The organism is Achromobacter seleniivolatilans (assembly GCF_030864005.1).
Classification (GTDB): Bacteria; Pseudomonadota; Gammaproteobacteria; order Burkholderiales; family Burkholderiaceae_B; genus Achromobacter; species Achromobacter seleniivolatilans.
In genome coordinates, this window is the sequence record NZ_CP132976.1 from 1847519 (window position 1) to 1868647 (window position 21129).

A 21129-nucleotide genomic window follows, 5' to 3' on the forward strand; every position below is an offset into this window, starting at 1 on the left:
TCAGCACAATGGAAGAACACCATCCCGGCCAAATCATCTGGATTGAGTCGCCTGAATCCAATTAGCCAGTCGCGGTAGATAGGTTCACCAGGCGCTTGATTTCTGGTTCGGAGGTATCGCTGATGGCGGCCGCGGCCACGCCTAAGCGCTCTTTCGTCGAGGCGCGGAGCGCATGTCCGGTCTTCGCCGGGAAAGCATTGACCCTATTTAGTCAAAACCAACGCCTGCCCATGGATCTTTGGTGCTCCCGCCATACGTTTTCGCAACGTGCGAGTCTCTTTGCATGACACTGCGCAAAGTCGCGCGATGCCAACCCCAAACTCAATTTCGGGGGACATCGTGGCGTCTGGCACAGAGCAACGTAAAATGACCGGCTTCCAGCCTCTACATGCTTCCCTTATGAACCTTGAACGACTGCGCCGCGAATTTCCCGACTACGACATCACAACCCTGCCCCCCATACCCGATGGGTATTTCGACGCGTCGAGCTACATCGATGCAGCTCCTTCGTTCGAGAACGAGGAGCGCAGTTTGAAAGTGTTTGTCGACTACGCCAACTATGCCGACCGCCAATCCGGCAGGAGCCAGCGCTTCTGCGTTTCGCGCTACGACGAGGAAGCTGGTGACTTCGAGGACGTCGCCCTGTCGACTAACGATTGGGCCGAAGTCATGCGCTTCCTGAGCGCCTGAACGACCTCGCCCGGGGCGATCGGTCTCCGCTCTGATCGTCGGATGATCGCCCCCGCGACCTCTTGCGCTCCCGTGGTCTTTCTTGACTTCGACGGCCTCCTGCACTCCGTCAGAGAGAAGGCGATAGACGGGTATTTTCGGCTGCTGCCGAACTTGATTTCCCCCCTGCGTTGCGCGAATTCTCGCTATCATCCGCGACACGATGATGATCAAAAAGATACTCCCTGCCGCCTGCGCCGCCGCGCTGTGCATATTTTCCCTGACCGCCACTGCGGCGCCGGAGGCCTTGCCTTCGTTCGACTGCGCCAAGGCGCGCACGGGAGCAGAAAAAGCCATCTGCGCAAACCCGCAACTCGCAGCCCTCGATGCGAGCATCGCCAAGCGCTACGACGAAGCGCGCAAATCCCTGGACTCCATCACGGCCGAAGCGTTGTTGCGCGACCAGCGCTATTTCACCAAGGTGCGCGACGACGCCTTCGAGAAACCGTTCGACAAAGACAAACCGATCGAGGAACTTGCGACCCGCCTGAAATACAGAGACGCGTTTCTCGCCTCGCTGGACTTGGCCGAGCGCAAGGGCTTTACCGGCAGATGGCGCAACCTTTCCGGCGAGATCACGCTCTGGAAGAAGCCCGATGGCGACATCCTGTACGAAGGCTCGGCCGCAGAGCCGCACACCGGGCGCTGGTCATGCAACGTCGAGGCCTCCGGCCGTGCCAAGGACGAGCGCCTGCGGGTCAAGAGCGTCGATACCAAGGGCTGGGTACTGAACCTGCAACGCCAAGGTGATGGGCTGGTCGTCCAGGAACAGCCGCCCGGCGCAGGTTCATCTGGTCCGCCCTATTGCGACATGAACGGAACCTTGGGCGGCACGTTCTTCCCGATACGCTGATCGATAGCCGAAATTGTCGACTAACGATTGGGCCTAAGTCACGAGCATCCTGAACGCCCTCGCCAGAAGCGATCGGTTTCCACTCCGATCGTCTGATGATCGACCTCGCGACCTCTTGTGGTCCTGTAGTTTTTCTTGAGTTCGACGACAGCCAACCACCGCAACTGGGGCTTTGGTCTTTGCTTCCAGAATCAGCGCAGGGTTTGAGGCTTCGGGACGAATCACAAGCGTGTGTGCCGGATCTACCATGAACTCGAACTGACCCTGCGAATCAAGCCGCGCAAAGGGCTGAATCGAAAGCCTGAGCTACTGACGGTGCCGACCAATATGAACCAGGCATGTTCGGTGGACTTGAAGCATGACCAACTTGCTGATCGGTGCAGCCTCCAAGTGTTCAATGTGAGCGACGATCTCAATCGCGAGGCACTGGGCATTGAGGTCGACTTCTCACTGCCCTCGGAGCGCGTGATTCGTACGCACAAGCAGATCCTTGACTGGCGAGGAAAGCTTTCAGCCATTCGTTGCGATATCGGTCCGGAATATCTGAGTGCGGCGATACCACTGGGACGATTCAGATAGCGCCCAGCGCGTCGCTACACAGTGGATGTGACCATGACACACATCTGCTGCTCACCGCCCGACATACTGCCGGCGATTTGACGGCGCTCATTGGCTGCTCGTCCAATCTGTGCGGTAGCGCGTTGTTCAGAACGCAGGGGCAATGGCAAAAATAGCCATAAAGGTGGGCGTTATTTCGTGCATTAAGGTTGTTCAGGGGTTCGTAGAATCGATTGACGGATCAGGCTGTCTCAATAGTCGGACTGCTTTTCGGTGGTTGGAAATATTTAATAGAGGGAGATTTATTTTATGGACATTTCCAAAGGCATACCTTTAACGACAAGGTCGCGCAGCATTGCAGACTTGAATCTTCCACTAGTGAAGCCGACCGCCAACTTTGCTCATAATTTAGAGGCCTCGGCTGAAGCTCTGCGCAAAGCGGAAGCAGTAGAACGAGGCATTGGTCGCCTTGATGCCGATAATTCCCCCGAAAATGCAGTTAAGGTTGTTATGAAGGGCGATCACCGTGTTGCGACAATTTATAAGTCTGGCGTCGTAGAGATTACCAATCAATACGCCGAACAACTGAAAGGCTTGAATCTTCCTAGCGACGCCTCTAGTAATTTGGGATCGATTCGTGCAGCAATAATCGCGCAGGCTGTGAGCGGGGAGATTTTGGATTTAAAGCCATCTTCTTCTGCCTCTTCGCAATCTCGGCTTTCAATTACGGCATAGATTGGAACGAGTTAAATTGATTTTAAAAGAGTGGCCCGCCTAACGTAGGTTGACACCTACGGGACGGCATCGGTAGCAAGCTACGGCCCCACCACCCAATGAACATCATTGGGTGTGTTGCATTGTGGGGACTGCTGCGGTCACTCCGCGTTGTATATCTGGACAGACTGCCTGCCCATGAGTCCGGCTTGCGCCAGGTCAGCGGGCACGGCGCTCGCTATTGCAACTGCACTAGGATCTCTGTGCACCAGGCTTTACGGGCTCTTACTACCGCGTCGTTGCTGCCGCGCGACGATGGTGCGAGTAGCGTGGTACCAGCCCACCAGGGGCGACGGCTAGGCCGAGGCCGATCGTTCGCCAACCGCGTTTGGCTCACAGCCATCGACGTCATTCGAAAATGACACAACGTGCATTGGGCAAAGAGCGTGGCCTTTTCTGGCAACAGGGTCACAGATGAATTGCGGGCGGTGCGGCTGCATCGATCGAAGGCGTGGGTACTTTTACGCGCATCCAGATGAAGAGGCCGGCAAGCAGCATGAGACACCCTCCTGCAACGAAAACGCCTTCAATGCCCCTCAGGCTGAACATTGCGCCGCCTGCAGCGGCGCCTATGGCGATTGAGGACTGCACCGCCGCTACGACCATCCCGCCCGCACTTTCGGCTTGATCCGGCACGGCGCGCGCGACCCAGTTTGACCATGCAACGGGAACGCCTCCGAACGCGAGGCCCCACGCTGCAATCAGCGTTGCCTGACCCGGTATGGAGGCAGGAAAAAGCGCCATCGCCAAAGCACTCCCACCGACAAGGGCCGGCATTAGAGCCAAGGTGACATATAAGCTACGCTGCATCAGCCAACCTGCGAGCATGGTGCCTACGAAGTTCGCAATGCCGAAGCCAAGCAGCATCAGCGCCAGGCCGTTCGTTCCAACGCCGGCAGTGCTTTCCAGGAACGGCCGGATATAGGTAAAGAGAGCGAAATGGCCTGTATGCGCCAGAATGCAGCCAAACATTCCAAGGGCAATTCCGGGCCGCAAGAGAACATCCAAAATTGTTCTGAGCCGGGCGGGCCGGCGCGGCGCCATGCGGGGTAACGTGAACCATTGGAACGCCAGGGTCAATACACCCACTGCCGCAGCTGCGACAAAGGCGCTGCGCCATCCAAACTGGCCGCCAAGATAGCTCCCCAACGGTACGGCGACCACTGTCCCCACGGCAATGCCGCTAAAGATGATGGATAACGCGCGTGGCAGGAGCGCCGCCGGTACCAATCGCATGGCGACAGCTGCCGCCATGCTCCAGAACCCTCCTAAGGCGATCCCGAGTAAGACGCGCATCAAGAGCAGCACCCACATGTCCGACGACGCCGCGACCAGCAGGTTGGACACAATCATTAAAGTAGAAAAGCCCAGCAGAACAGTACGCCGATCGAGGCTGCGGGTAAGACCGGGCACGAGCAAGCCAGCGAAAAGCGCCACTACCGCAGTAACCGTCACTGCCTGCCCCGCCATTGCTTCTGATACGCGTAGAGCTTCTGCCATGGGCGTCAGGAGGCTTGCCGGCAAGTACTCCGCAGTCAAAAGGCCGAATACACCCATCGCCAGCGAGAACACTGCTGTCCATGCGGCTGACACCGGCTCAATGTCCACCGGGCTGGCTGAACCTTCGGGGTTGGAAAGATCAACAAAACTACGCATTGCACTCATCCAAGAAAATCAGAGAGTGCAGTCTAGGACTTGTGATCGGGATGATCTATGATGTTCCGTACTGAATTTTTGATAGAAAATCCGATGCTGTTGTCACACGATTACGCTCTGCCTCCGCACTTGATCAGTGAGTTGCTTACCGGAATGCGTCTGCGCGGGGTGCAGTACCGGCGTGTGCAGACCGGGCCTAGTTTTGGACTGAGCGTTGAAGCGAAGGCTGGTCACGGTTTTTTCTACTACTTGGCTGTAGGCTCGGCCGTACTACGTACCGTGGACGGCGGCTTGCACAAATTGAGTGCCGGCAATGCGGTGTTTCTGCCTCATGGGCAGGCTCATCATTGGCTTTCCGCCGAGGACGCCGATTTACAAGATATCGAGACGCTTGAAGCCGCCTTGATCGGCAATTCCGTGACCGACGTGGATACCTGTCCAAGTACCAGCATCGTACCCAGCGCAATCTTCTTTTACGGTTGCATGGAGTTCGACCTTGGCGGCATGCAGGCTCTGGGACAACTGATGCCGGATGTCATGTGCGTGAATGCCGACAGCGACCGCTTTCCGGGCATGGTCCCAATTCTGTCCGCGATGAAAGGCGAAATCTGTTCCCGACGCGTGGGGTTTGCAGACATTCTGGCCCGATTAGCCGAAGTGGTCGCCGCGATGATTGTTCGGGGATGGATCGAGTGCGGTTGCGACAATGCCTCCGGCCTGGCCGCAGCGCTGCGCGATCCAAGGCTTGCTCGCGCCATTCTCGCCTTGCACCGCCAACCAGCCCGAGATTGGAAATTGGCTGAGTTGGCGGGCGAGTGCCATATTTCTCGCTCTGTTTTTGCCGAGCGATTTCATGCCACGGTGGGAACGCCACCTTTGCGCTACGCCAACGAGTTGAAGATGCGTCTTGCCAGGCAATGGCTGACGCACGACAGGTTGCCGATCGACACGGTAGCTGAACGCTTGGGCTATACGTCGCAGGCAGCATTCAGCCGTGCGTTCAAGCGTGTTACCGGTCTTCCCCCAGGCTCTAGCCGAAATGCGCGTTGAACTTCCTCCCGGGAGTCGACATGCCCCGCTTCATCGAAGGTCAGGACCGGCAACAGGTAGCATTCACCCGGCCGTGCTGCTGAAGATCTACATCTACGGCCACTTAAATCGGGTCCAGTCCAGTCGTCGACTGGAGCGAGAGTGCCAACGCAATGTCGAACTGATGTGGCTGATCGGCCGTCTGGCGCCAGACTTCAATATCGGCGCGGCCCGAGCCGAACAATCTCGCGCTCCGTTGCTGTAAGGTATTTGGCGCGACGCCGCGACTGATTTCGCGAAGGCTCTTTTTTGTTCCTTCCCGCGCGCGCCAATAAGGAACCAATCCATGAGTACCGCAACAGATATCTCCATTGCCATCGTGGGCCCGGGCGCCATCGGCACCACGATCGCCGCCGCGCTGCACCAGATTGGCCGCCCGCACCTGTTGTGCGGCCGCACGCCCCGCGACCAGCTGACGTTGCAGGATGGCGAGCGCCGCGTCGTCGTTCCGGGGCCCGTGCAGACCGATCCGGATCAAATCGATCGCAAGACGGATCTCGTTTTTCTCGCGGTCAAGGCGACGCAGACCGAGACTGCCGCAGGATGGCTCGCGGCGTTGTGCCGCCCAGATACCGTCGTGTGCGTGCTACAGAATGGCGTCGAGCAGTTGGAAAGGGTCGCGCTGCACGCTCCGCGTGCGAGGATCGTCCCGGCGGTCGTGTGGTTCCCTGCGCAGGCTCAAGCCGACGGTTCGGTACGATTGCGGGGCGACGCGCGTCTGAGCCTGCCGGACACGCCGGCATCACGCGTAGTGGCGGACGGGCTTCTGGGTACTCAGTGCAGTGTAGATATCACCGCCGATTTTCTGTCCGTGGCTTGGCGCAAGTTGCTTCAGAATGCGGCGGCTGGCCTCATGGCGCTCACACATCGCCGTGCAGGCATGTTTGTCCGGCCCGACATCGCCAAGCTCTCGCTGGCGTATTTGCGAGAATGCCTGGCCGTGGCACGTGCCGAGGGAGCCAATCTGGACGACGACGTGCCGCAAGAAATTCTCGCCAGGTTTCAAGCGTCTTCTTCCGACTTGAGCACGTCCATCCTGACAGACCGCGAAGCCGGTCGGCCGCTTGAATGGGATATTCGGAACGGCGTTGTATCGCGTCGCGCTCGGGTTCACGGCATACCGACGCCGATCAGCGACGTCGTCGTGCCCCTGCTGGCCGCCGCGAGCGACGGGCCGGGCTGATTCGCGGTCTATACGACGAGAATCCGCATTAGTGATCTGCTGTCTAAACCTGCGGGTGGGAGTGTCCGGATTTTTGTGTGCAGGCCTAAGACAGGTCAACCTGTTCCAAGCTCCAAATGCGGTGGGCGGACACAAGGCGAGATTGGAAGAGCGACGTCATTGAACGTCCCCTTCTTTCCAGGTGCGACCCCTGGCTTCCAAGAAGCCCTCCACTAGCAGCCGACATGCGCCGACGGGCTACTTCGACCCAGCCAAAAATCCGCCAATCAACCCGACCGTAGCGCCCGTACTCTCCTCCATCAACCAGTGCCCTGCCCCAGGCACAACTTCTCCGCGCACATTGGTCGCCGCGTTGCGCATGACGATCGCCATGTTGTCGCCGAAGGACTTTTCTCCGCCGATGGCGAGCACTGGCATGGGGAGCTTGGTTTTGGAGAATGCGATGTTGTCGGCGACGTCATTCTTGGCGATGGTATTGAACTGCGCGAAGGCGGCGCGCATCGCGCCCGGCTGGGAATACAGCTTGGTGTAGTGACGGCGCGTTGCCTCGTCGATCTTCGAGGGCGTGCCGGCAAACTCGTTCCAGAACCGGTCCAGATAGATGCGCTCGCGGCCCGCGACCAGCCGCTCAAAGTCTGGACCGCCCGCGTTGAAGTGCCACAGCGCGGGCCACAGGATGATTTGGTCCCAAGGCGCGATGCCGGGCACGGGCGCGTCCATCACGACCAGTTTGTCGACTTTGTCTGGGAAGCTTGCCGCATACGCATAGGCAACCATCGTGCCTATGTCATGGCCGACCACAGCGGTCTTGTCTTGCTTCAGCGCCGTGACAACCGTGCGTATGTCGACAGCCTGTGATTTCTTGTCGTAGCCACCGGCGGGCTTTGAAGATTTTCCCATGCCGCGTAGGTCCGGCACGATCACCGTGTGCGTCTTCGCGAGTTCTTGCGCGAGGGGAGCCCACATGTCGCCTGTGTCGCCGAACCCGTGGATGAGCACCACAGCGGGGCCGGCGCCACCGGATCGGACAAAAATCTTTGCCCCATCCGCCATCGTGACGGTCTGGTTCTTGAAGCTGCTTGGGAAGGTTGGCTGTGCTGTGGCTTTGGAGATGCACAACAACCCAGTCAACAACGCTATTACCAGCGCAAAGCGACTTTTCATATCGGAGCTCCAATATTTAGGGACCAGATCCGCCCGAGGTATTGTGAGGCTTTGTTGGGGGAAGCGTTGCAGATATTTGGCGCTGGAAATTGGTGCCAGACTGAAATTTGGCTGTGGGATGAGTGGATAAATCGTGCCGCTGATTTGCGCCGCTGGGGTCGGGAGAGATTTCGTCTTCAACTGAGTGCAGGCGTCCCACTCTTTGTGGTGGATCTGAGGTGACTTCTATGTGTCGTGGGCGCGCGGCACGTTCAAATCTGGCTGCACGGTTTTCAGCCAGATTTAATCGCCCAGCTGACCAACACCACGATGACTGCGCATCCCAGACCGTAAAGAAACACTTGGGTCAGCGTAACGACTGAACGGAACTAGCTAATCACATAGCGGATTACGCAAAATAAGTTAACGCCTATACCCAATTTGGCGGATGCCAAACCGCGGGCATATTGATAACGTTCACCTCAATAGAGTTGAGGGCGGAACAGCACTTTCGCGAATCCCCACTTCGGACCCTGTGGCGCCACTCAGGTGGGCCACATTGGTGGCCGCAAAGCTAGCGAAGCGGACGCCAGCCCTGCGAGCTCGTGCATATCCCGGAAAAGGGGGGGGCTATGAACGCAAGGCGAACCGCACTTTGTATATCGGTCGGAATCAACTGCTTGCTGGCTGCATGCAGCACCACATCTCCTCCATCGACTACCGCTTCGGCCATTGGAACAAAGCCTCAAGAAACGGCAGGACGCGAATCCAAGGTCGCATTCGTAATTGCCGACGCCGAGGTGACGCATATCGAAGACGGCGACACCATTACTCTACGAGCTGGGGCAGGCTCCACATTCATTATCCGGATGTCAGACATTGACACACCGGAGGTGTTTCACAAGGGCGGCAAAGATCCGAGCGATCCACGTAAAGTTCTCCCAGATCGCCCAGGCCAACGGCACGGAAAAGCCGCCACTCATTCCCTCAAACAAATGATTACGACAGGTCAGCGCGTCCGAGCCGAGTGCTATGAAATGGACCAGTACAGTCGATCAGTCTGCCACGTCTTCGCCGGTTCATTGAACCTGAACCTTGAGCAGTTGCGGCGTGGATGGGCAATGACTCCGGATAGGGCGGAATGGATACGGGACCCTTTGAGCGAGCCAGCGCAGAAGGCGGCCAAGGCTCAGCGCATTGGCGTTTGGCAGGATGCTAGTCCGAAGTCCCCTGCGGATTGGCGTAAGGAGTGTTGGGGGAAAGGGCTGTGCGACGGAGCTGAGAACTAGCTCAAAGCGTTATGGGCACTTGCTTAGCATTGCTCACTCCAACTAGGCGCTAAGCCAGTCGTCGTCTAAACGCGTTGGAGTTCATATGCGCATCGAATTGCTGCTAACCAGCGTGACCCAAGACCAAGTTTCGCGCGACCCAGCGAAGGCAGCATTCTTCGGATGGAGACACGGTCCATCGTCCGGAACAGGGCGTGGGAACGACGCATCAAAGTACCCCAGGATATCTATCCGAAAGGAGCCATGGGGGTCGGTTTTCGTTTTTATGCCCACTCAAACCGTTTACTGGACGGACGTCGAAGCAGTAGCTCCTTTGGAGCGATTAGCCGCGGGAGAAAGCGTCGTACAGATCAAGGCAAACCCTAATGGCCTGCCAGCGCCGCAAGTCGACGAGTTCGAGAGATTGATCAAAAAATTCAATCTCTCGTCATAGAAAGCAAATCAAGCCCAGCGATGGACCAACGTATCTCTGCACCATTACATATCGACTTCGCAATCACCGGTCGGTGTCAGTTGCGCTGCGACTACTGCTCGGCGATGCCTCTTGGCCAGCCCGATGTGCCGGTGGCGAGGGCAATCGAAATTCTGAAGGAGATGCGAGATATAGGCGTGTTCTCGCTCCTTCTCTCTGGCGGAGAACCAACGGTCCACCGTGATTTCTTGAAGATTGCGGCGGCCGCTTCCGATGCAATTCCGAGCCTCCTTATTAATACGAATGGGCTCCGGCTGGCCAAGAGTGCGGCGGCGGCAGAACTTCGTACCGCAGCACCTGCTGCAATCGTCGCGATTAGCCTGGATTCACCGAACCTTGAATCCAACGATGTAAGTCGCGGCTTCGGCGGAGAGCATGCAGTTCAAGCCATTGAGAACTGTCTAAGAGAGGGAATAGTGGTGTGCATATCTGCTGTGCTCACCGAAGCTACGGTCGGATCGGCAACTGGGCTTGTTGATCGATTCTTCCCCTCAGTGAAGAAGTACCGCTTTTTTCCCCGTGTGCTAAGGAGTTGCGCGGACGCCCAGCGCAACGGCAATTCATACGCAGAAGCAGTGAAGTCCTTCTATGAATCCTTGGGTAGATTGGCGACCCGCTATCCAGGCGTGGAACTGTTGACACCAATGGGAAATTCCGCAAGGTACGATCTTGCACCCGAGGCCGATATGGGCCAGCGGTGCATATGTGCACAAACGAGGCTTTACATAGACAGCAGCTTGGATGTTTTTCCTTGCTATTACGCTGCAAACGACCACAACAAACTTGGGTCTTGCGTAAACAAGTCTCTCAAAGAAATTTGGACGTCGCGAGTTGCTGATTCGTTGCGTAAGCGAGCGACCCACGCGAACCTATGCGGACCTACCACCTCTCTACAGGCAATTCCTGCCAGATACAGATCCTTCAATATTGAGCGTGCAGTGTGACTGCGGCGAACGCTGTACGCTCCCTGAATCGATCTGCATATGAAGCAATCGCCGTTGATTGGGACAACAGTCGCGGCGGATTGACCAAAGACGAGGCGAGATTATTCGATCTGGCACTGCGGCCGGTAGCCATTCATAGCCGAGTCCTTGATCTCGGCTGCGGGACAGGCCGGCCAGTTGCAGATCTTGTTATTCAGCGAAAGCTACATCTCATAGGCGTGGATAATTCGCCCGCTATGCTCGCATTAGCTCGCCGCCGACTACCTGGCTGTGAATGGGTACTGGCCCCTATCGAAGAGTTTGTACTAACGTCTGAAGTAGCAGCAGTGGTGGTTTGGGACTCAATATTCCATATTCCACGAGAGCATCACGCTCAGATCTTTCAGAAGGTGCGAACCTGGCTAGCTACTGGCGCCTCGTTCTTGCTGACAGTTGGGGGTACAGCGGGAGGTCCATTCACTGCGTCAATGCATAATGAACTGTTCTTCTTCGACTCCCTGCCCCTCCACCGTACGCATGCAGACATTCTCGATGCCGGTTTTAAGATTGAGGCGTCAGAGTACTTGGATATGCCATCCGAGCATGGCGATAGAGGCCGAGTCGCCATTCTTGCTCGCGCGGTGTGACAGGGCATCAATACCGACTTGAATTTTCCCCGAGGCGGTCTGAATTTCGGACAACAGGTGTTCGCGACACCTCTTGAACTTCCTCACCCTGTACTCGCCCTGATGATCGACCCGACAGAACGAAAGACCGCTTCCCTGTCCTGTTGCCCTCACTCCGCCACCGTCCAAGCCCAAGGCAACTTTCGCCCCTGCATCTCCCGCTCAAACAAGCGCAGCCGCTGCCCCACACGCGCAGGCATTTCCTCCAGCCGAACCACCATCACCGGCCCATCAGGCACCCCTCGCACCGTAGCAATAACCACCGGCGCCATATCGCCCTCCTTCTGCGGCATCACGGTCCAAGCAACAAGCTCCGCATAATCCACGCTAGCCGGCTGATTCTTATCGTGCCCACACACCGGGCACCACAGCCGCGCGGGATAAACGCAATGGCCGCAGGCGCGGCACTGGTGGACGTTTACGCTCATGCGCCTTCCTGTGTCAGCACTGCGGCATTGGCGCACATGCCGTAGCGCAGTTGCACCATGCCGTAGCCGGTCACTACCCCATGGCGCACGCCGTGCAATTGGCGGTCTGCCGCCATGCCCAGCAGTTGTCGGGACACTTCCACCAGACCGTGCATGCCGCCCGCCGTGCCCGCCTGCCCTGCCGACAATTGTCCGCCTGCCGTGTTGACCAGCAGATCGCGCGTCGTCAGACGCCTTGCGATGAAACCCGGCAGATCGCCCGCGCTGGTGAAACCTAGGTCGCATAGTTGTGCCAGCGCCATCGCGGGGTAGTCGTCGTATACGCTGACCACATCCATGTCCTCGGGTCCCAGGCCCGCCTTGCGCCAGAGCGCTGGCGCGAAGGCGGCGATGCCGGTTTGCAGGCCGTCGCCTTCCTGCTGATCGTTGTTGTAGCGGGCCTCGCTGGCGATCAGTCGCACGCTGATGCCTTGCGGCCGCGCTCGCAGCACCAGGGCGCTGGCGCCGCTGACTACTGGGACGCAGTCGAGCCTGCCCAAGGGCGGCGCGACGATGGGCGCGGCGAGATAGTCGGCAAGCGTCAGGGGCTGGCGGTAGGCGGCGTTGGGGTTGGCGGATGCCCATTGCCGTTGCGCCACGCACAGCGCTCCGTAGTCTTCGCGGCGTAACCCTGTTTGCGCCATCTGACGCTGCGTCAGCATGGCGAAGAGCGGATTGGGGCCTTCGCACCCGAGCGGGCTCAGGTATTCCTGCGCGCTGCGGTTGTAGCCGCGTACCAAACCGGCGAAGTCCGCGCCGGTGAAATGGTCGCCTGCCACTAGCACGATGGTTTCTGCGTGGCCGGCTTCCAATGCCAGCCACGCGTGGCGCAGCATATTGATGGCGCTGGCGCCGCCCATCTCGTCTTGCATGCACCAGTTCAGGCGCAGTCCGAGTTGCCAGGCCAGGTCAATGGCCCGGTCCGGGCGCAGCGTGAACGATGCCACGCCCAGCCCATCCACCTGCGAGGGCGATAGATTCGCGCTGCGCAATGCGCTGCCCACCGCCTGAGCCAGTAGCCCTGCTGTCGTGCAACTGGCGTCGGGATGGCGCAGCGCGGGCGTTTCGCCTACGCCGACAATGCCGGGGCCGCGCCGCGTCATTCCGTATCCTGCCGCGGCGGTTCTCGCGTCAGCAGCAAGGTCACCACTGTGACCGCGGCCATGCCGACCAGGAACCACGCAACGGGCGTGGCGGATTCATATTTGCGCAGCAGCGCCATGGCGATCAGCGGCGACAAACCGCCAGCGAATACCGATGCGAGTTCGTGTCCGAGCGCCAGTCCGGTGTAGCGGACTTCGGGCGGGAACAACTCGGCAAAGTATGCGGGCTGCGTGCCGATCATGGCAGCGTGGCAGACGGTATTGCCCAGGAAAAATGCCAGGAAGATCCATACGGGTTCTTTTGTTTGCACGAGCCAAAAGAATGGGAACGCGACCAGCACGAGGCCGACCGATCCAATCAAGTAGACCGTGCGCCGCCCGATGCGGTCGGACAGATGCCCGAACCACACCAGCGTGCCCAGTTCAATCAGCATGGACACCAGCACCCCGCCCAGCATGACGTCGTTGGGTATGCCCAGGAATTTGCCATAGGCCAGCGCGAACGCCAGGAAGATGTACGACCCCCCGTTCTCGGCTACGCGCAGGCCCATCGCGGTCAGCACCTGGCGCGGATAGCGGCGCAGCACTTCCACTGCGGGCATGCCACGCTTGGCGGTTTTCTTGGCTTGAACGAATTCATCGCTTTCGGGGATGTGCTTGCGGATGTACAAACCCACCCCAAAGATCAGCACGCTCAACAGGAATGGCAGACGCCAGCCCCAGCTCATGAAGGCTTCCTGCGGCAATTGCTGGGCCAGCATGAAGACGCCGGAAGACAGTACGAAGCCGCCTGCCACGCCCAACTGGCTGAAAGACGAGAAGTAGCCGCGCCGCTTGCCGCCCACGGCTTCGCTGATCAGCAATACGCCGCCGCCCCATTCTCCGCCGGCCGCCGCGCCTTGCAGAATGCGCAGCACCACCATGGCGACTGGCGCCCATACGCCGATCTGTTCATAGGTGGGCAAAAGGCCGATCAAGAAAGTGGCCACACCCATGATTCCCAGCGTCCATTCCAGCGCCAGCTTGCGGCCGTAGCGGTCGCCGATGTGACCGAAGATCACCCCACCCAGGGGCCGCGCCAGAAAGCCCACCGCGAATCCGGCGAAGGCGCCCATGGTACCCAGCAGCGGGTCTGTGCCTTTGGGAAAGAACAGCTCGCCAAACACCAGCGCCGCAGCCGTGCCGTAGATAAAGAAGTCGTACCATTCCATCGCGTTGCCCGCGACGGATGCCGTCACGACCCGGCGCGTGCGCTTTCGCTTCTCTTCTTCGGCGGCAGTCAAGGCCGCCCCCTTGTATGCCAACGTCATTTTCCGCCCCTTGTCTGTTTGAATGAATCCATAGCGCGTTAACGCGCTACGCGATAGCCGGCGGCGTCCCGATCCCAGGTGTCGCCGGTGATACCTTCATCCCGCAAGCGGAACTTGCGGACTTTGCCGTTCTCGGTACGCGGCAGATCGTCCAGCACGCGCAGAAAGCGCGGCACGGCGAAGTACGGCATGCGAGGTTGGCAGAAATCAAGCAGGGCCTGCGGCGTAATGGCCTGGCCGGTCTTGTAGACCAGTGCCGCCATGACTTCGTCTTCGGCCAATTCAGAACGCACGGCGTAGACCGCCGCAGTGGCCACAGCGGGATGCGCCAGCAGCACTTGTTCCACCTCGTAGGACGAGATGTTCTCGCCACGGCGGCGGATCGCGTCTTTCATGCGGTCCAGAAAGCGGAAGTAGCCGTCGGCGTCGCGCACAACGCGGTCGCCCGTGTGAAACCACAGATTGCGCCACGCTTCCACGGTTTTGTCGGCCATGCCGAAATAGCCGGTGGCCACCGCAAACGGCGGGGTTGCGCGCAGCAACAGTTCGCCCGCTTCGCCATCCGGCACAGGCGCGTCGTTCTCGTCGGCAACGATGGCGTCGAACTCCGGCGCCACACGGCCCATCGTGCCCACACGTTGTTCGGCCAGCACGCCGCCCAGCGCAAAATTGGTTTCCGTGGAGCCATAACCCTCCAGCAGCGCGATACCCGTGCGCTCTGCAAATGCCCCGTGGAAACGTTCGGGCACACCTGGGGCCAGCGCAATGCGCGTGCGGTGCCGGCGTTCGGAGGCGGCGGGTTCGTGAGCCAGCAGCATCGGCACCATGGCGCCCAACAGATACGTGACGGTCGCGCCCGTGGTCTCCAACCGGTCGAAATACCGGCTGGCTGAAAAGCGTTCATCGCAGATGATGGACGCGCCCGTCACCAGCGCCTGAAAGCAAGCGTTTAACGCATTGGTGTGAAAGAGCGGCAGGCTGGTATAGAGCACGTCCGCGTCGGTGATTTCCAAATTACGCGCGGCAATCTTGCCCCACCAGTAGAACTGCGCGTGCGGGCAGCAAACGCCCTTGGACAAGCCAGACGTGCCGGACGTATACAGGATAGCCAGCGTATCGCCTGGCCGCACATCTGCGGCGGGCGGCAAAGGCGCATCAGGCAATGGCGGCGGCGCACAGGCCGGTGCGGGCAAACCGGCTACGTCGGCCGCGTCGTCCAGCAGCCAGATCTGCCGCAAGGCCAGCGTGCCTGCCCCTGCAACGTGCTTGAATGCCGACAAGGCGGGACAGGACGCCGCGTCTGCCACCAGCAGCACGCAGCCGCTGTTACTCAGAATGTGCTGCAACTGCATGCCGCGCGACGCGGTATTGATGGGCACCACTACCGCGCCCAGCCAGCCACAGCCCAGCACCACCGATAGGAATTCATGCCGGTTGCCAGCCATCAGCGCGACGCGATCGCCCCGTGCCACGCCCGCTGCCGCCAGGCGCGCTGCCCAGCTTGCGGCATGCACTGCGGCATCACCAAAGCGCAACGCGCCGCCCGGCGCCTGCACCCACAGCCGCTCGCCCCATCGGGCGCCCTGCTCCACCAGCAAAGACGGTAAGGTCAACGCATGCATAGCAATGCTTCCCCTGTTGTGCGGCCGCTGCCCGGCTCGGCGCGGCTCTATGGAATTAGTCTAGGAATCAACTATTTATGTGTCAAATTTATAGGTATTATTTATCTTATAAATCAGACTCATATCAAGGGCATGCGTGGACTTCGACTTGAATCTCATGCGGGTTTTCCTGACCGTGCTGCATGAACGCAGCGTGACTCGCGCAGCGCAGCGGTTGAACCTGACCCAGCCCGCAGTCAGCTACGCGCTAGGCCGGCTGCGTGCGCAGTTTGACGATCCGTTGTTCGTGCGCACCGCCACCGGCATGCAGCCCACGCCGGTAGCGTTTGCCCTGGCTGACCCTATCGAGCGCGGCATGAACAGCTTTGCCGAGGCGGTCAGCCTGCGCCAGCAATTCGACCCGGCCACCAGTACGCGCCGGTTCCGGCTATCGATGTCCGACATCGGCGAAATGGTGTTTCTGCCGCTATTGATGGAGCGCGTACACGCGCTGGCGCCACGCTTGCAGGTCGAAGTGGTGGAGATTGCGCTGGAACAGTTACCCCACGCCCTCAAGGACGGTGAAGTGGACCTGGCGATTGGCAATCTGGCCGGCCTGGGCCGTCACACCTGTCACGCTGATCTGTTTACCGAGCGCTACGCCTGCATGGGCCGGCGCGGTCATCCCGTGCTGTCGGCGGGATTGACACGCGGCCAGTTCAAACGGCTGGATCACATTCTGGTGGCGTCGCGCGCCAGCGCGCACCGGCTGCTGGACGATGTGCTGGGCGAAGCCGGATTGCATCGGCAGCCCTACCTGACGCTGCCGCATTTTTCGGCCGCGGCCGAGATCGTGCGCCGCACCGATCTGACCGTAACGCTGCCGCACCGGGCGGCCATCTGGTTCAACCGCGACAAGGCCTTTGACATCCGCCCCCTGCCTATCCTGCTGCCGCCGTTGAGCGTGACGGTGCACTGGCATGCGCGCTTTGAAAGCGACCCGGGCACGATGTGGTTGCGCAGGCTGGTCGTTGACACGCTGGCTGACGCCAAGCCCTCTTGATTCGATCGATTTATGCAACAGACTCTGCCACTATCACCCGTTTATCTGATCAATATCTGAAACTAGACTGGCTCCATTCCTACTTCACCCGGAGCCCGTCATGTCCTTGTCTTCCTTCTCCCTACGCCGTCTGCTGATAGCTGCCACGATCGCCGCCCCCCTCTTGTCGGGCGCGTCCCACGCCGCCGGAACCGATCTGACGCTGACCCACTTCAACCCGGGCAACGACGCTATTTTTCAAGTGTCTTCCGTGCTGGTCAGCGGCCAGAAAGAAGCCATTCTGATCGACGCGCAATTCGGCAAATCGCAGGCGGAAAAGGTGGTGGCCATGGTTCGCGCAAGCGGCAAGAAGCTGACCACTATCTATATCAGCCATGGTGATCCGGACTTTTACTTCGGGCTGGACACGGTGCTTGCAGCCTTCCCCGACGCCCGCGTTGTCGCTACCGAACCGACGGTGCGGCACATCAAGGAGACCGTGGACGGCAAGCTGGCGTTCTGGGGTCCCAAGCTGGGCGCGGACGCGCCGGGCAAAGCTGTCATCCCGCAAGTGCTGCAAGGCCATACGCTGACGCTGGATGGCCAGAAGCTGGAAATCACCGGCCTGGACGGCCCGCAGCCCGACCGCAGCTTTGTCTGGATTCCGTCGTTGAAGGCCGTGGTTGGCGGCGTGGTGGTGTTTGGCAATCTGCATGTGTGGATGGCCGACACGCAAACGCCCCAATCGCATCAGGACTGGCTGGCCACGCTGTCGCGCATTGAAGGCTTGAAGCCCACGACCGTAATCCCTGGACACTATGCCCCCGGTGCGCCGCTGACCGTCGAGTCCGTGCAATATACGCAGGGCTATATCCGCGCCTTTGACGCGCAAACCGCCAAGGCAGCCGACAGCGCCGCGCTGATCGCCGCCATGAAAAAGCAGTACCCGAATGCCGGCGCCGCAGCGTCGCTGGAGATCAGCGCCAAGGTCGCCAAGGGCGAAATGAAATGGTGATAAGCTCTGCCCGTGGCTATGGGAATCCTTCCTTCTACCCTAGATAACCTAGGGTTCCCGCTTTCCGCACCGCGCCTGCCATCGGCAGGCGTTTTCCATTCTGCCGGCACCATGAATCCTATCTATCTGCGGCGCCGTAGCCGCCTGCTTTTGGACAAGACCCCGCCCGCGCCTGATGAAGCCGGCGCCGTGGTGACGGCCGTCGAACTGGCGGCGATTCAGGCGCAGGCCGAAGAACTCGGGTATGTGTTGTCGGATGCGGTCGTTGAACGGCTTGGCGGATGGCCCCTGCCCGCCGTCACGCAAATGGGCAGGCTCTTGCTGAAGACCCTGCGCCAGATGACGGGCGCGCACCGTCCGCACCGGCCGCTGTACCCGGACTTTCCGCGTCAGGTGCAAGGTCTGGACGATGCTCAGCGTTATCTGGACGCCATCCATCATTACCTGACGCTGCGCCGCATGCCCGGCGACGGCTCCACCCGGCCGCCGCTGCTCCATGGCCGCAGCCCGCGCATCATCGAGTTGGGCGACGCGGCCGATTGCGACGCCATCTTCACGCAGCTGGCGGCATCAGCCACATCGCTATCTGACGAAGACCGCGATGATCTGAGCTGGTATGTGAAGCAGTACCGCGCAGACATTTTCCGGCTGATTCCCGAACAGATTCCTTTCAAGGAAAACCTGGCGCATCTGGCGGCAAACCTGCTGCGGCATGTGCCTGGGCCTGCCACCGACGAATTCCTGCGCCAGCGCATCGATACCGCCACCGACGTGCTGCGGCTGGCGGTGGCGATGGCAGGCGGCGATGCTTCGCTGGCCGCGCCCGCGCGATTCAAATCGATGCCGCGTTCGCGCCGCAAACTGCTGTTGAGCCTGATCGAGCGCCATCCCAACGCCGCCGAAGACATGCGGCGCTGGGGCGAACGCTGGAAGCGCCTGGGCGAATACCTGCACCCCGGAGAGTTCGCGGAACGTTACCCTCGCACCTACGCAGCGTTTGGCCTGTTGCGCAGCGGCAAACCCGCCCCCACATTCAACAGTGCCGTCGAAGGTTTGCTGGCTGACGGACAAATCCACAACGCCGTCACGCGGCTGGAAAGCCGCCCTGGTGAATTGGCGCGCCGCATGGACCACTTGCTGCGCACGGCTGCCGACCCGGCTACCGTGCTGGCGGGTTTTGCCCGCGTGGCGGATCAGGTGTCAACGCCGGTGCTGCTACAGCTTTATACACATGCCGCGCACCGCGGCGGGCCTACGCCACTGCGCACCTTCTATCCCAAAGGAGACGTGGCGAAGGTCTACGCCATTGCCGACGCCCGCGCGCCCCTGCCCGAGGGTTGCGCCGATGCGCTCGCAGCCCTGTGCAAGAGCGCTCTGCTGACGCGCTTTGCGGCATTGCCGCCGCTGGGCGAATGCTATGTCGATCCTGCACTGCGCGAGCATACGGCGCCGCTTGCCCAGCGATCCGCCTCGCGCAGCTTGCGCACATTGGGCCGCGGCAGCAGCCTGCCCCTGCCGGACGCTGACTTTGTACGTTTGTTCCTGTGGTGGAAGAACGGCTCGGCCGGCCGTGCCGACGTTGATCTGTCGGCCGCGATGTTTGGGCCCGATTTCAACTTCATCGATGCCCTGACCTATTACCAGCTGCAAAGCTATGGCGGCTACCACAGCGGCGACATCGTCGATGCCCCCGATGGCGCGGCAGAATTCATCGATCTGAATCTTGAACGCCTGCGCGGACGCGGCGTGCGTTTCGTGGTGATGGTGCTGAACAGCTACACCTTGCAGCCCTATTGCGATCTGGCCGAGTGTTTTGCCGGCTGGATGTCGCGGCAGGACACCAATTCCGGCGAACCGTTCGAGCCGCGCACCGTCATGGACCGCATCGATCTGGCGTCCAACACGCAGATCAGCCTGCCCTTGGTGCTGGACCTGCAAGACCGCTGCGTGCGCTGGATGGACGTGGCCTTGCGTGCGCAGCCGCGCATGAACAACGTCAAGAACAACCTGAGCGGCGTATCCCTGATGCTGCGCGCGCTGTTGACCCGGCCGCAGCCTGACCTGCACACGCTGTTCACGCTGCATGCCCAGGCGCGCGGACGCATTATTGAGGATGTGGAGGCCGCCCAGACGGTATTTTCCGTGTCGGCCGGCATTACGCCATTCGACACGGACCGGATACGCGCGGACTTCCTCTAGTAGCTAGCCGATAGCTGCCAGCATCAGATCCAGGTTTTGCACCGCCGCCCCGGACGCGCCTTTGCCCAGGTTGTCGAACACAGCGGTCAGCAACACCTGACCGTGCTGCTCGTTGCCGTAGACCGCCAGCCGCAGATCATTGGTGCCATTGAGCGCCTGCGGGTCCAGGTTCGTATGCGCCGCCGCTTCCTGGCGCGGCACCACTTGCACGTGCGTCGTGCCAGCGTAGTGCTGTTGCAGGCAGTCATGCAGTTTCTGGCTGCTCACGCCCGCAGGCAACAAGCGCAATTGCAGCGGAATGGTCAGCACGATGCCTTGACGGAAAGCGCCATATGCCGGCACGAACACGGGACGTTGAGTAAGACCCGCGTGGCGTTCGATTTCCGGCGTGTGCTTGTGCGCCAGCCCCAGCCCGTAGAGCTGAAACGCCGGACCCTGCACGCTGCCTGAACCTTCGTACGCCTCCACGCTGGCGCGGCCGCCGCCCGAATAACCCGAAACCGCATGCACCACGGCCGGATAATCCGCTGGCACCAGACCCGCTTGCACCAAGGGGCGCAGCAAGGCGATTGCTCCCGTGGGATAGCAGCCCGGGTTGCTGACACGCAAGGCGTTGGCGATCAGCTTGGCCTGTCCCGCATCCATTTCCGGAAATCCATACACCCAGCCCGCGTCGGTGCGATGGGCCGAGCTGGCGTCGATGACGCGTACCTTGGGGTTGACGATGGATGCCGCGGCCTGGCGCGCGGGTTCATCCGGCAAACACAGAATCGCGATGTCGCAAGCGTTGATCGCGTCCGCACGGCGTTGCGGATCTTTGCGTTCGGCGTCGGGCAGCGTCAACAGCTGCAAGTCCGTGCGACCGTTCAGGCGCTCGTGAATTTGCAGGCCGGTAGTGCCTTGGTCGCCATCGATAAAAACCAAAGGATGAGTCATGACGCGCTCCGTCCCAATCTGGGATACAGGGGGTGGTGAGTGGGTAGGCATCCATCATCGATCCGCAGCCAAGATAAGAAAAGTCGAATATTATGACTGTT

At 60.3% G+C, this 21129-nt stretch carries 18 protein-coding genes and 2 pseudogenes; 13 read left to right on the forward strand and 7 right to left on the reverse strand.

All coding sequences use genetic code 11. The annotated features are described in order from the left end of the window. Window positions 1-366 precede the first annotated feature (366 nt). The 4 genes and pseudogenes from RAS12_RS08165 (at window position 367) to RAS12_RS08180 (ending at window position 2875) form a co-directional block, all read left to right on the forward strand. Window positions 367-690, forward strand: a complete 324-nt coding sequence (locus RAS12_RS08165) for a hypothetical protein (protein ID WP_306947087.1) — start codon at window positions 367-369, stop codon at window positions 688-690. Between the two features lie 202 nt (window positions 691-892). After that, window positions 893-1582 (forward strand): lysozyme inhibitor LprI family protein, encoded by a 690-nt coding sequence (locus RAS12_RS08170; RefSeq protein WP_306947089.1) that lies wholly within the window; start codon window positions 893-895, stop codon window positions 1580-1582. A gap of 132 nt (window positions 1583-1714) precedes the next feature. Beyond that, window positions 1715-2131, forward strand: a pseudogene (locus tag RAS12_RS08175) (IS3 family transposase); the annotation flags it as partial. Between the two features lie 318 nt (window positions 2132-2449). Continuing rightward, window positions 2450-2875: a hypothetical protein gene (locus RAS12_RS08180; RefSeq protein ID WP_306947091.1), complete on the forward strand. Its 426-nt coding sequence runs from the start codon at window positions 2450-2452 to the stop codon at window positions 2873-2875. A 447-nt stretch (window positions 2876-3322) separates the two neighbouring features. Here the strand turns inward: RAS12_RS08180 and RAS12_RS08185 are convergent, their stop codons facing one another. After that, window positions 3323-4570, reverse strand: a complete 1248-nt coding sequence (locus RAS12_RS08185; protein ID WP_306947092.1) for an MFS transporter — start codon at window positions 4568-4570, stop codon at window positions 3323-3325. 57 nt (window positions 4571-4627) lie between these two features. Here RAS12_RS08185 and RAS12_RS08190 point away from each other — a divergent pair, with 57 nt between their 5' ends. From RAS12_RS08190 to RAS12_RS08200, 3 genes and pseudogenes are all read left to right on the forward strand, one after another. Further along, window positions 4628-5620 carry an AraC family transcriptional regulator gene (locus tag RAS12_RS08190; RefSeq protein WP_306947094.1) on the forward strand — a complete coding sequence of 331 codons (993 nt, stop codon included), beginning with the start codon at window positions 4628-4630 and terminating at the stop codon, window positions 5618-5620. A gap of 64 nt (window positions 5621-5684) precedes the next feature. Further along, window positions 5685-5816: pseudogene (locus RAS12_RS08195) on the forward strand (transposase); the annotation flags it as partial. 129 nt (window positions 5817-5945) lie between these two features. After that, the gene (locus RAS12_RS08200) at window positions 5946-6842 is read left to right on the forward strand and encodes an oxidoreductase (protein ID WP_306947096.1); all 897 of its coding nucleotides are present in this window, start codon (window positions 5946-5948) and stop codon (window positions 6840-6842) included. Window positions 6843-7079: 237 nt separating this feature from the next. Here the strand turns inward: RAS12_RS08200 and RAS12_RS08205 are convergent, their stop codons facing one another. After that, window positions 7080-8006, reverse strand: a complete 927-nt coding sequence (locus RAS12_RS08205; RefSeq protein ID WP_306947098.1) for an alpha/beta fold hydrolase — start codon at window positions 8004-8006, stop codon at window positions 7080-7082. A gap of 848 nt (window positions 8007-8854) precedes the next feature. On the opposite strand from RAS12_RS08205, the gene RAS12_RS31015 reads away from it, so the two are divergent. The 3 genes from RAS12_RS31015 (at window position 8855) to RAS12_RS31020 (ending at window position 11316) form a co-directional block, all read left to right on the forward strand. Then, on the forward strand, window positions 8855-9274 hold the full coding sequence (locus RAS12_RS31015; protein WP_371321296.1) for a thermonuclease family protein: 420 nt from the start codon (window positions 8855-8857) through the stop codon (window positions 9272-9274). Window positions 9275-9727: 453 nt separating this feature from the next. Continuing rightward, a complete protein-coding gene (locus tag RAS12_RS08210; protein WP_306947101.1) occupies window positions 9728-10690 on the forward strand; it encodes a radical SAM/SPASM domain-containing protein in 963 nt (320 codons plus the stop codon). Continuing rightward, entirely contained in the window at window positions 10687-11316 is a 630-nt protein-coding gene (locus RAS12_RS31020; RefSeq protein ID WP_371321255.1) for a class I SAM-dependent methyltransferase, read from the forward strand. The genes RAS12_RS08210 and RAS12_RS31020 overlap by 4 nt, the downstream gene beginning before the upstream one ends. 149 nt (window positions 11317-11465) lie before the next feature. Here the strand turns inward: RAS12_RS31020 and RAS12_RS08215 are convergent, their stop codons facing one another. Genes RAS12_RS08215 through RAS12_RS08230 form a run of 4 tightly spaced genes read right to left on the reverse strand, consistent with a single transcriptional unit; the run spans window position 11466 to window position 15857 of the window. Further along, window positions 11466-11783: a Zn-ribbon domain-containing OB-fold protein gene (locus RAS12_RS08215; protein WP_306947103.1), complete on the reverse strand. Its 318-nt coding sequence runs from the start codon at window positions 11781-11783 to the stop codon at window positions 11466-11468. After that, a complete protein-coding gene (locus RAS12_RS08220; protein ID WP_306947105.1) occupies window positions 11780-12925 on the reverse strand; it encodes a thiolase family protein in 1146 nt (381 codons plus the stop codon). Before RAS12_RS08220 ends, RAS12_RS08215 begins: the two co-directional genes overlap by 4 nt. Continuing rightward, window positions 12922-14235: an MFS transporter gene (locus RAS12_RS08225; RefSeq protein ID WP_306947107.1), complete on the reverse strand. Its 1314-nt coding sequence runs from the start codon at window positions 14233-14235 to the stop codon at window positions 12922-12924. The genes RAS12_RS08220 and RAS12_RS08225 overlap by 4 nt, the downstream gene beginning before the upstream one ends. A gap of 38 nt (window positions 14236-14273) precedes the next feature. Further along, window positions 14274-15857 carry an ATP-dependent acyl-CoA ligase gene (locus tag RAS12_RS08230; protein ID WP_371321256.1) on the reverse strand — a complete coding sequence of 528 codons (1584 nt, stop codon included), beginning with the start codon at window positions 15855-15857 and terminating at the stop codon, window positions 14274-14276. A 157-nt stretch (window positions 15858-16014) separates the two neighbouring features. Between RAS12_RS08230 and RAS12_RS08235 the strand changes: the two genes are divergently transcribed. The 3 genes from RAS12_RS08235 (at window position 16015) to RAS12_RS08245 (ending at window position 20092) form a co-directional block, all read left to right on the forward strand. Beyond that, complete coding sequence (locus RAS12_RS08235; protein ID WP_306951356.1) at window positions 16015-16899, forward strand: LysR family transcriptional regulator; 885 nt, start codon at window positions 16015-16017, stop codon at window positions 16897-16899. Window positions 16900-16999: 100 nt separating this feature from the next. Then, the gene (locus RAS12_RS08240) at window positions 17000-17893 is read left to right on the forward strand and encodes an MBL fold metallo-hydrolase (protein WP_306947110.1); all 894 of its coding nucleotides are present in this window, start codon (window positions 17000-17002) and stop codon (window positions 17891-17893) included. 111 nt (window positions 17894-18004) lie between these two features. Next, entirely contained in the window at window positions 18005-20092 is a 2088-nt protein-coding gene (locus RAS12_RS08245; protein WP_306947112.1) for a TerD family protein, read from the forward strand. Window positions 20093-20095: 3 nt separating this feature from the next. On the opposite strand, the gene argC is transcribed toward RAS12_RS08245, so the two are convergent. Beyond that, entirely contained in the window at window positions 20096-21028 is a 933-nt protein-coding gene (gene argC / locus RAS12_RS08250; protein ID WP_306947114.1) for an N-acetyl-gamma-glutamyl-phosphate reductase, read from the reverse strand. Window positions 21029-21129: the final 101 nt, after the last annotated feature.

Excerpts from the sequence above, each read along its gene's own strand:
- RAS12_RS08165 (WP_306947087.1), top strand. The coding sequence starts at position 367 with ATGACCGGCTTCCAGCCTCTACATGCTTCCCTTATGAACCTTGAACGA.
- RAS12_RS08170 (WP_306947089.1), top strand. The coding sequence starts at position 893 with ATGATGATCAAAAAGATACTCCCTGCCGCCTGCGCCGCCGCGCTGTGC.
- RAS12_RS08180 (WP_306947091.1), top strand. The coding sequence starts at position 2,450 with ATGGACATTTCCAAAGGCATACCTTTAACGACAAGGTCGCGCAGCATT.
- RAS12_RS08185 (WP_306947092.1), bottom strand. The coding sequence starts at position 4,570 with ATGCGTAGTTTTGTTGATCTTTCCAACCCCGAAGGTTCAGCCAGCCCG.
- RAS12_RS08190 (WP_306947094.1), top strand. The coding sequence starts at position 4,628 with ATGATGTTCCGTACTGAATTTTTGATAGAAAATCCGATGCTGTTGTCA.
- RAS12_RS08200 (WP_306947096.1), top strand. The coding sequence starts at position 5,946 with ATGAGTACCGCAACAGATATCTCCATTGCCATCGTGGGCCCGGGCGCC.
- RAS12_RS08205 (WP_306947098.1), bottom strand. The coding sequence starts at position 8,006 with ATGAAAAGTCGCTTTGCGCTGGTAATAGCGTTGTTGACTGGGTTGTTG.
- RAS12_RS31015 (WP_371321296.1), top strand. The coding sequence starts at position 8,855 with ATGTCAGACATTGACACACCGGAGGTGTTTCACAAGGGCGGCAAAGAT.
- RAS12_RS08210 (WP_306947101.1), top strand. The coding sequence starts at position 9,728 with ATGGACCAACGTATCTCTGCACCATTACATATCGACTTCGCAATCACC.
- RAS12_RS08215 (WP_306947103.1), bottom strand. The coding sequence starts at position 11,783 with ATGAGCGTAAACGTCCACCAGTGCCGCGCCTGCGGCCATTGCGTTTAT.
- RAS12_RS08220 (WP_306947105.1), bottom strand. The coding sequence starts at position 12,925 with ATGACGCGGCGCGGCCCCGGCATTGTCGGCGTAGGCGAAACGCCCGCG.
- RAS12_RS08225 (WP_306947107.1), bottom strand. The coding sequence starts at position 14,235 with ATGACGTTGGCATACAAGGGGGCGGCCTTGACTGCCGCCGAAGAAGAG.
- RAS12_RS08230 (WP_371321256.1), bottom strand. The coding sequence starts at position 15,857 with ATGCATGCGTTGACCTTACCGTCTTTGCTGGTGGAGCAGGGCGCCCGA.
- RAS12_RS08235 (WP_306951356.1), top strand. The coding sequence starts at position 16,015 with ATGCGGGTTTTCCTGACCGTGCTGCATGAACGCAGCGTGACTCGCGCA.
- RAS12_RS08240 (WP_306947110.1), top strand. The coding sequence starts at position 17,000 with ATGTCCTTGTCTTCCTTCTCCCTACGCCGTCTGCTGATAGCTGCCACG.
- RAS12_RS08245 (WP_306947112.1), top strand. The coding sequence starts at position 18,005 with ATGAATCCTATCTATCTGCGGCGCCGTAGCCGCCTGCTTTTGGACAAG.
- argC (WP_306947114.1), bottom strand. The coding sequence starts at position 21,028 with ATGACTCATCCTTTGGTTTTTATCGATGGCGACCAAGGCACTACCGGC.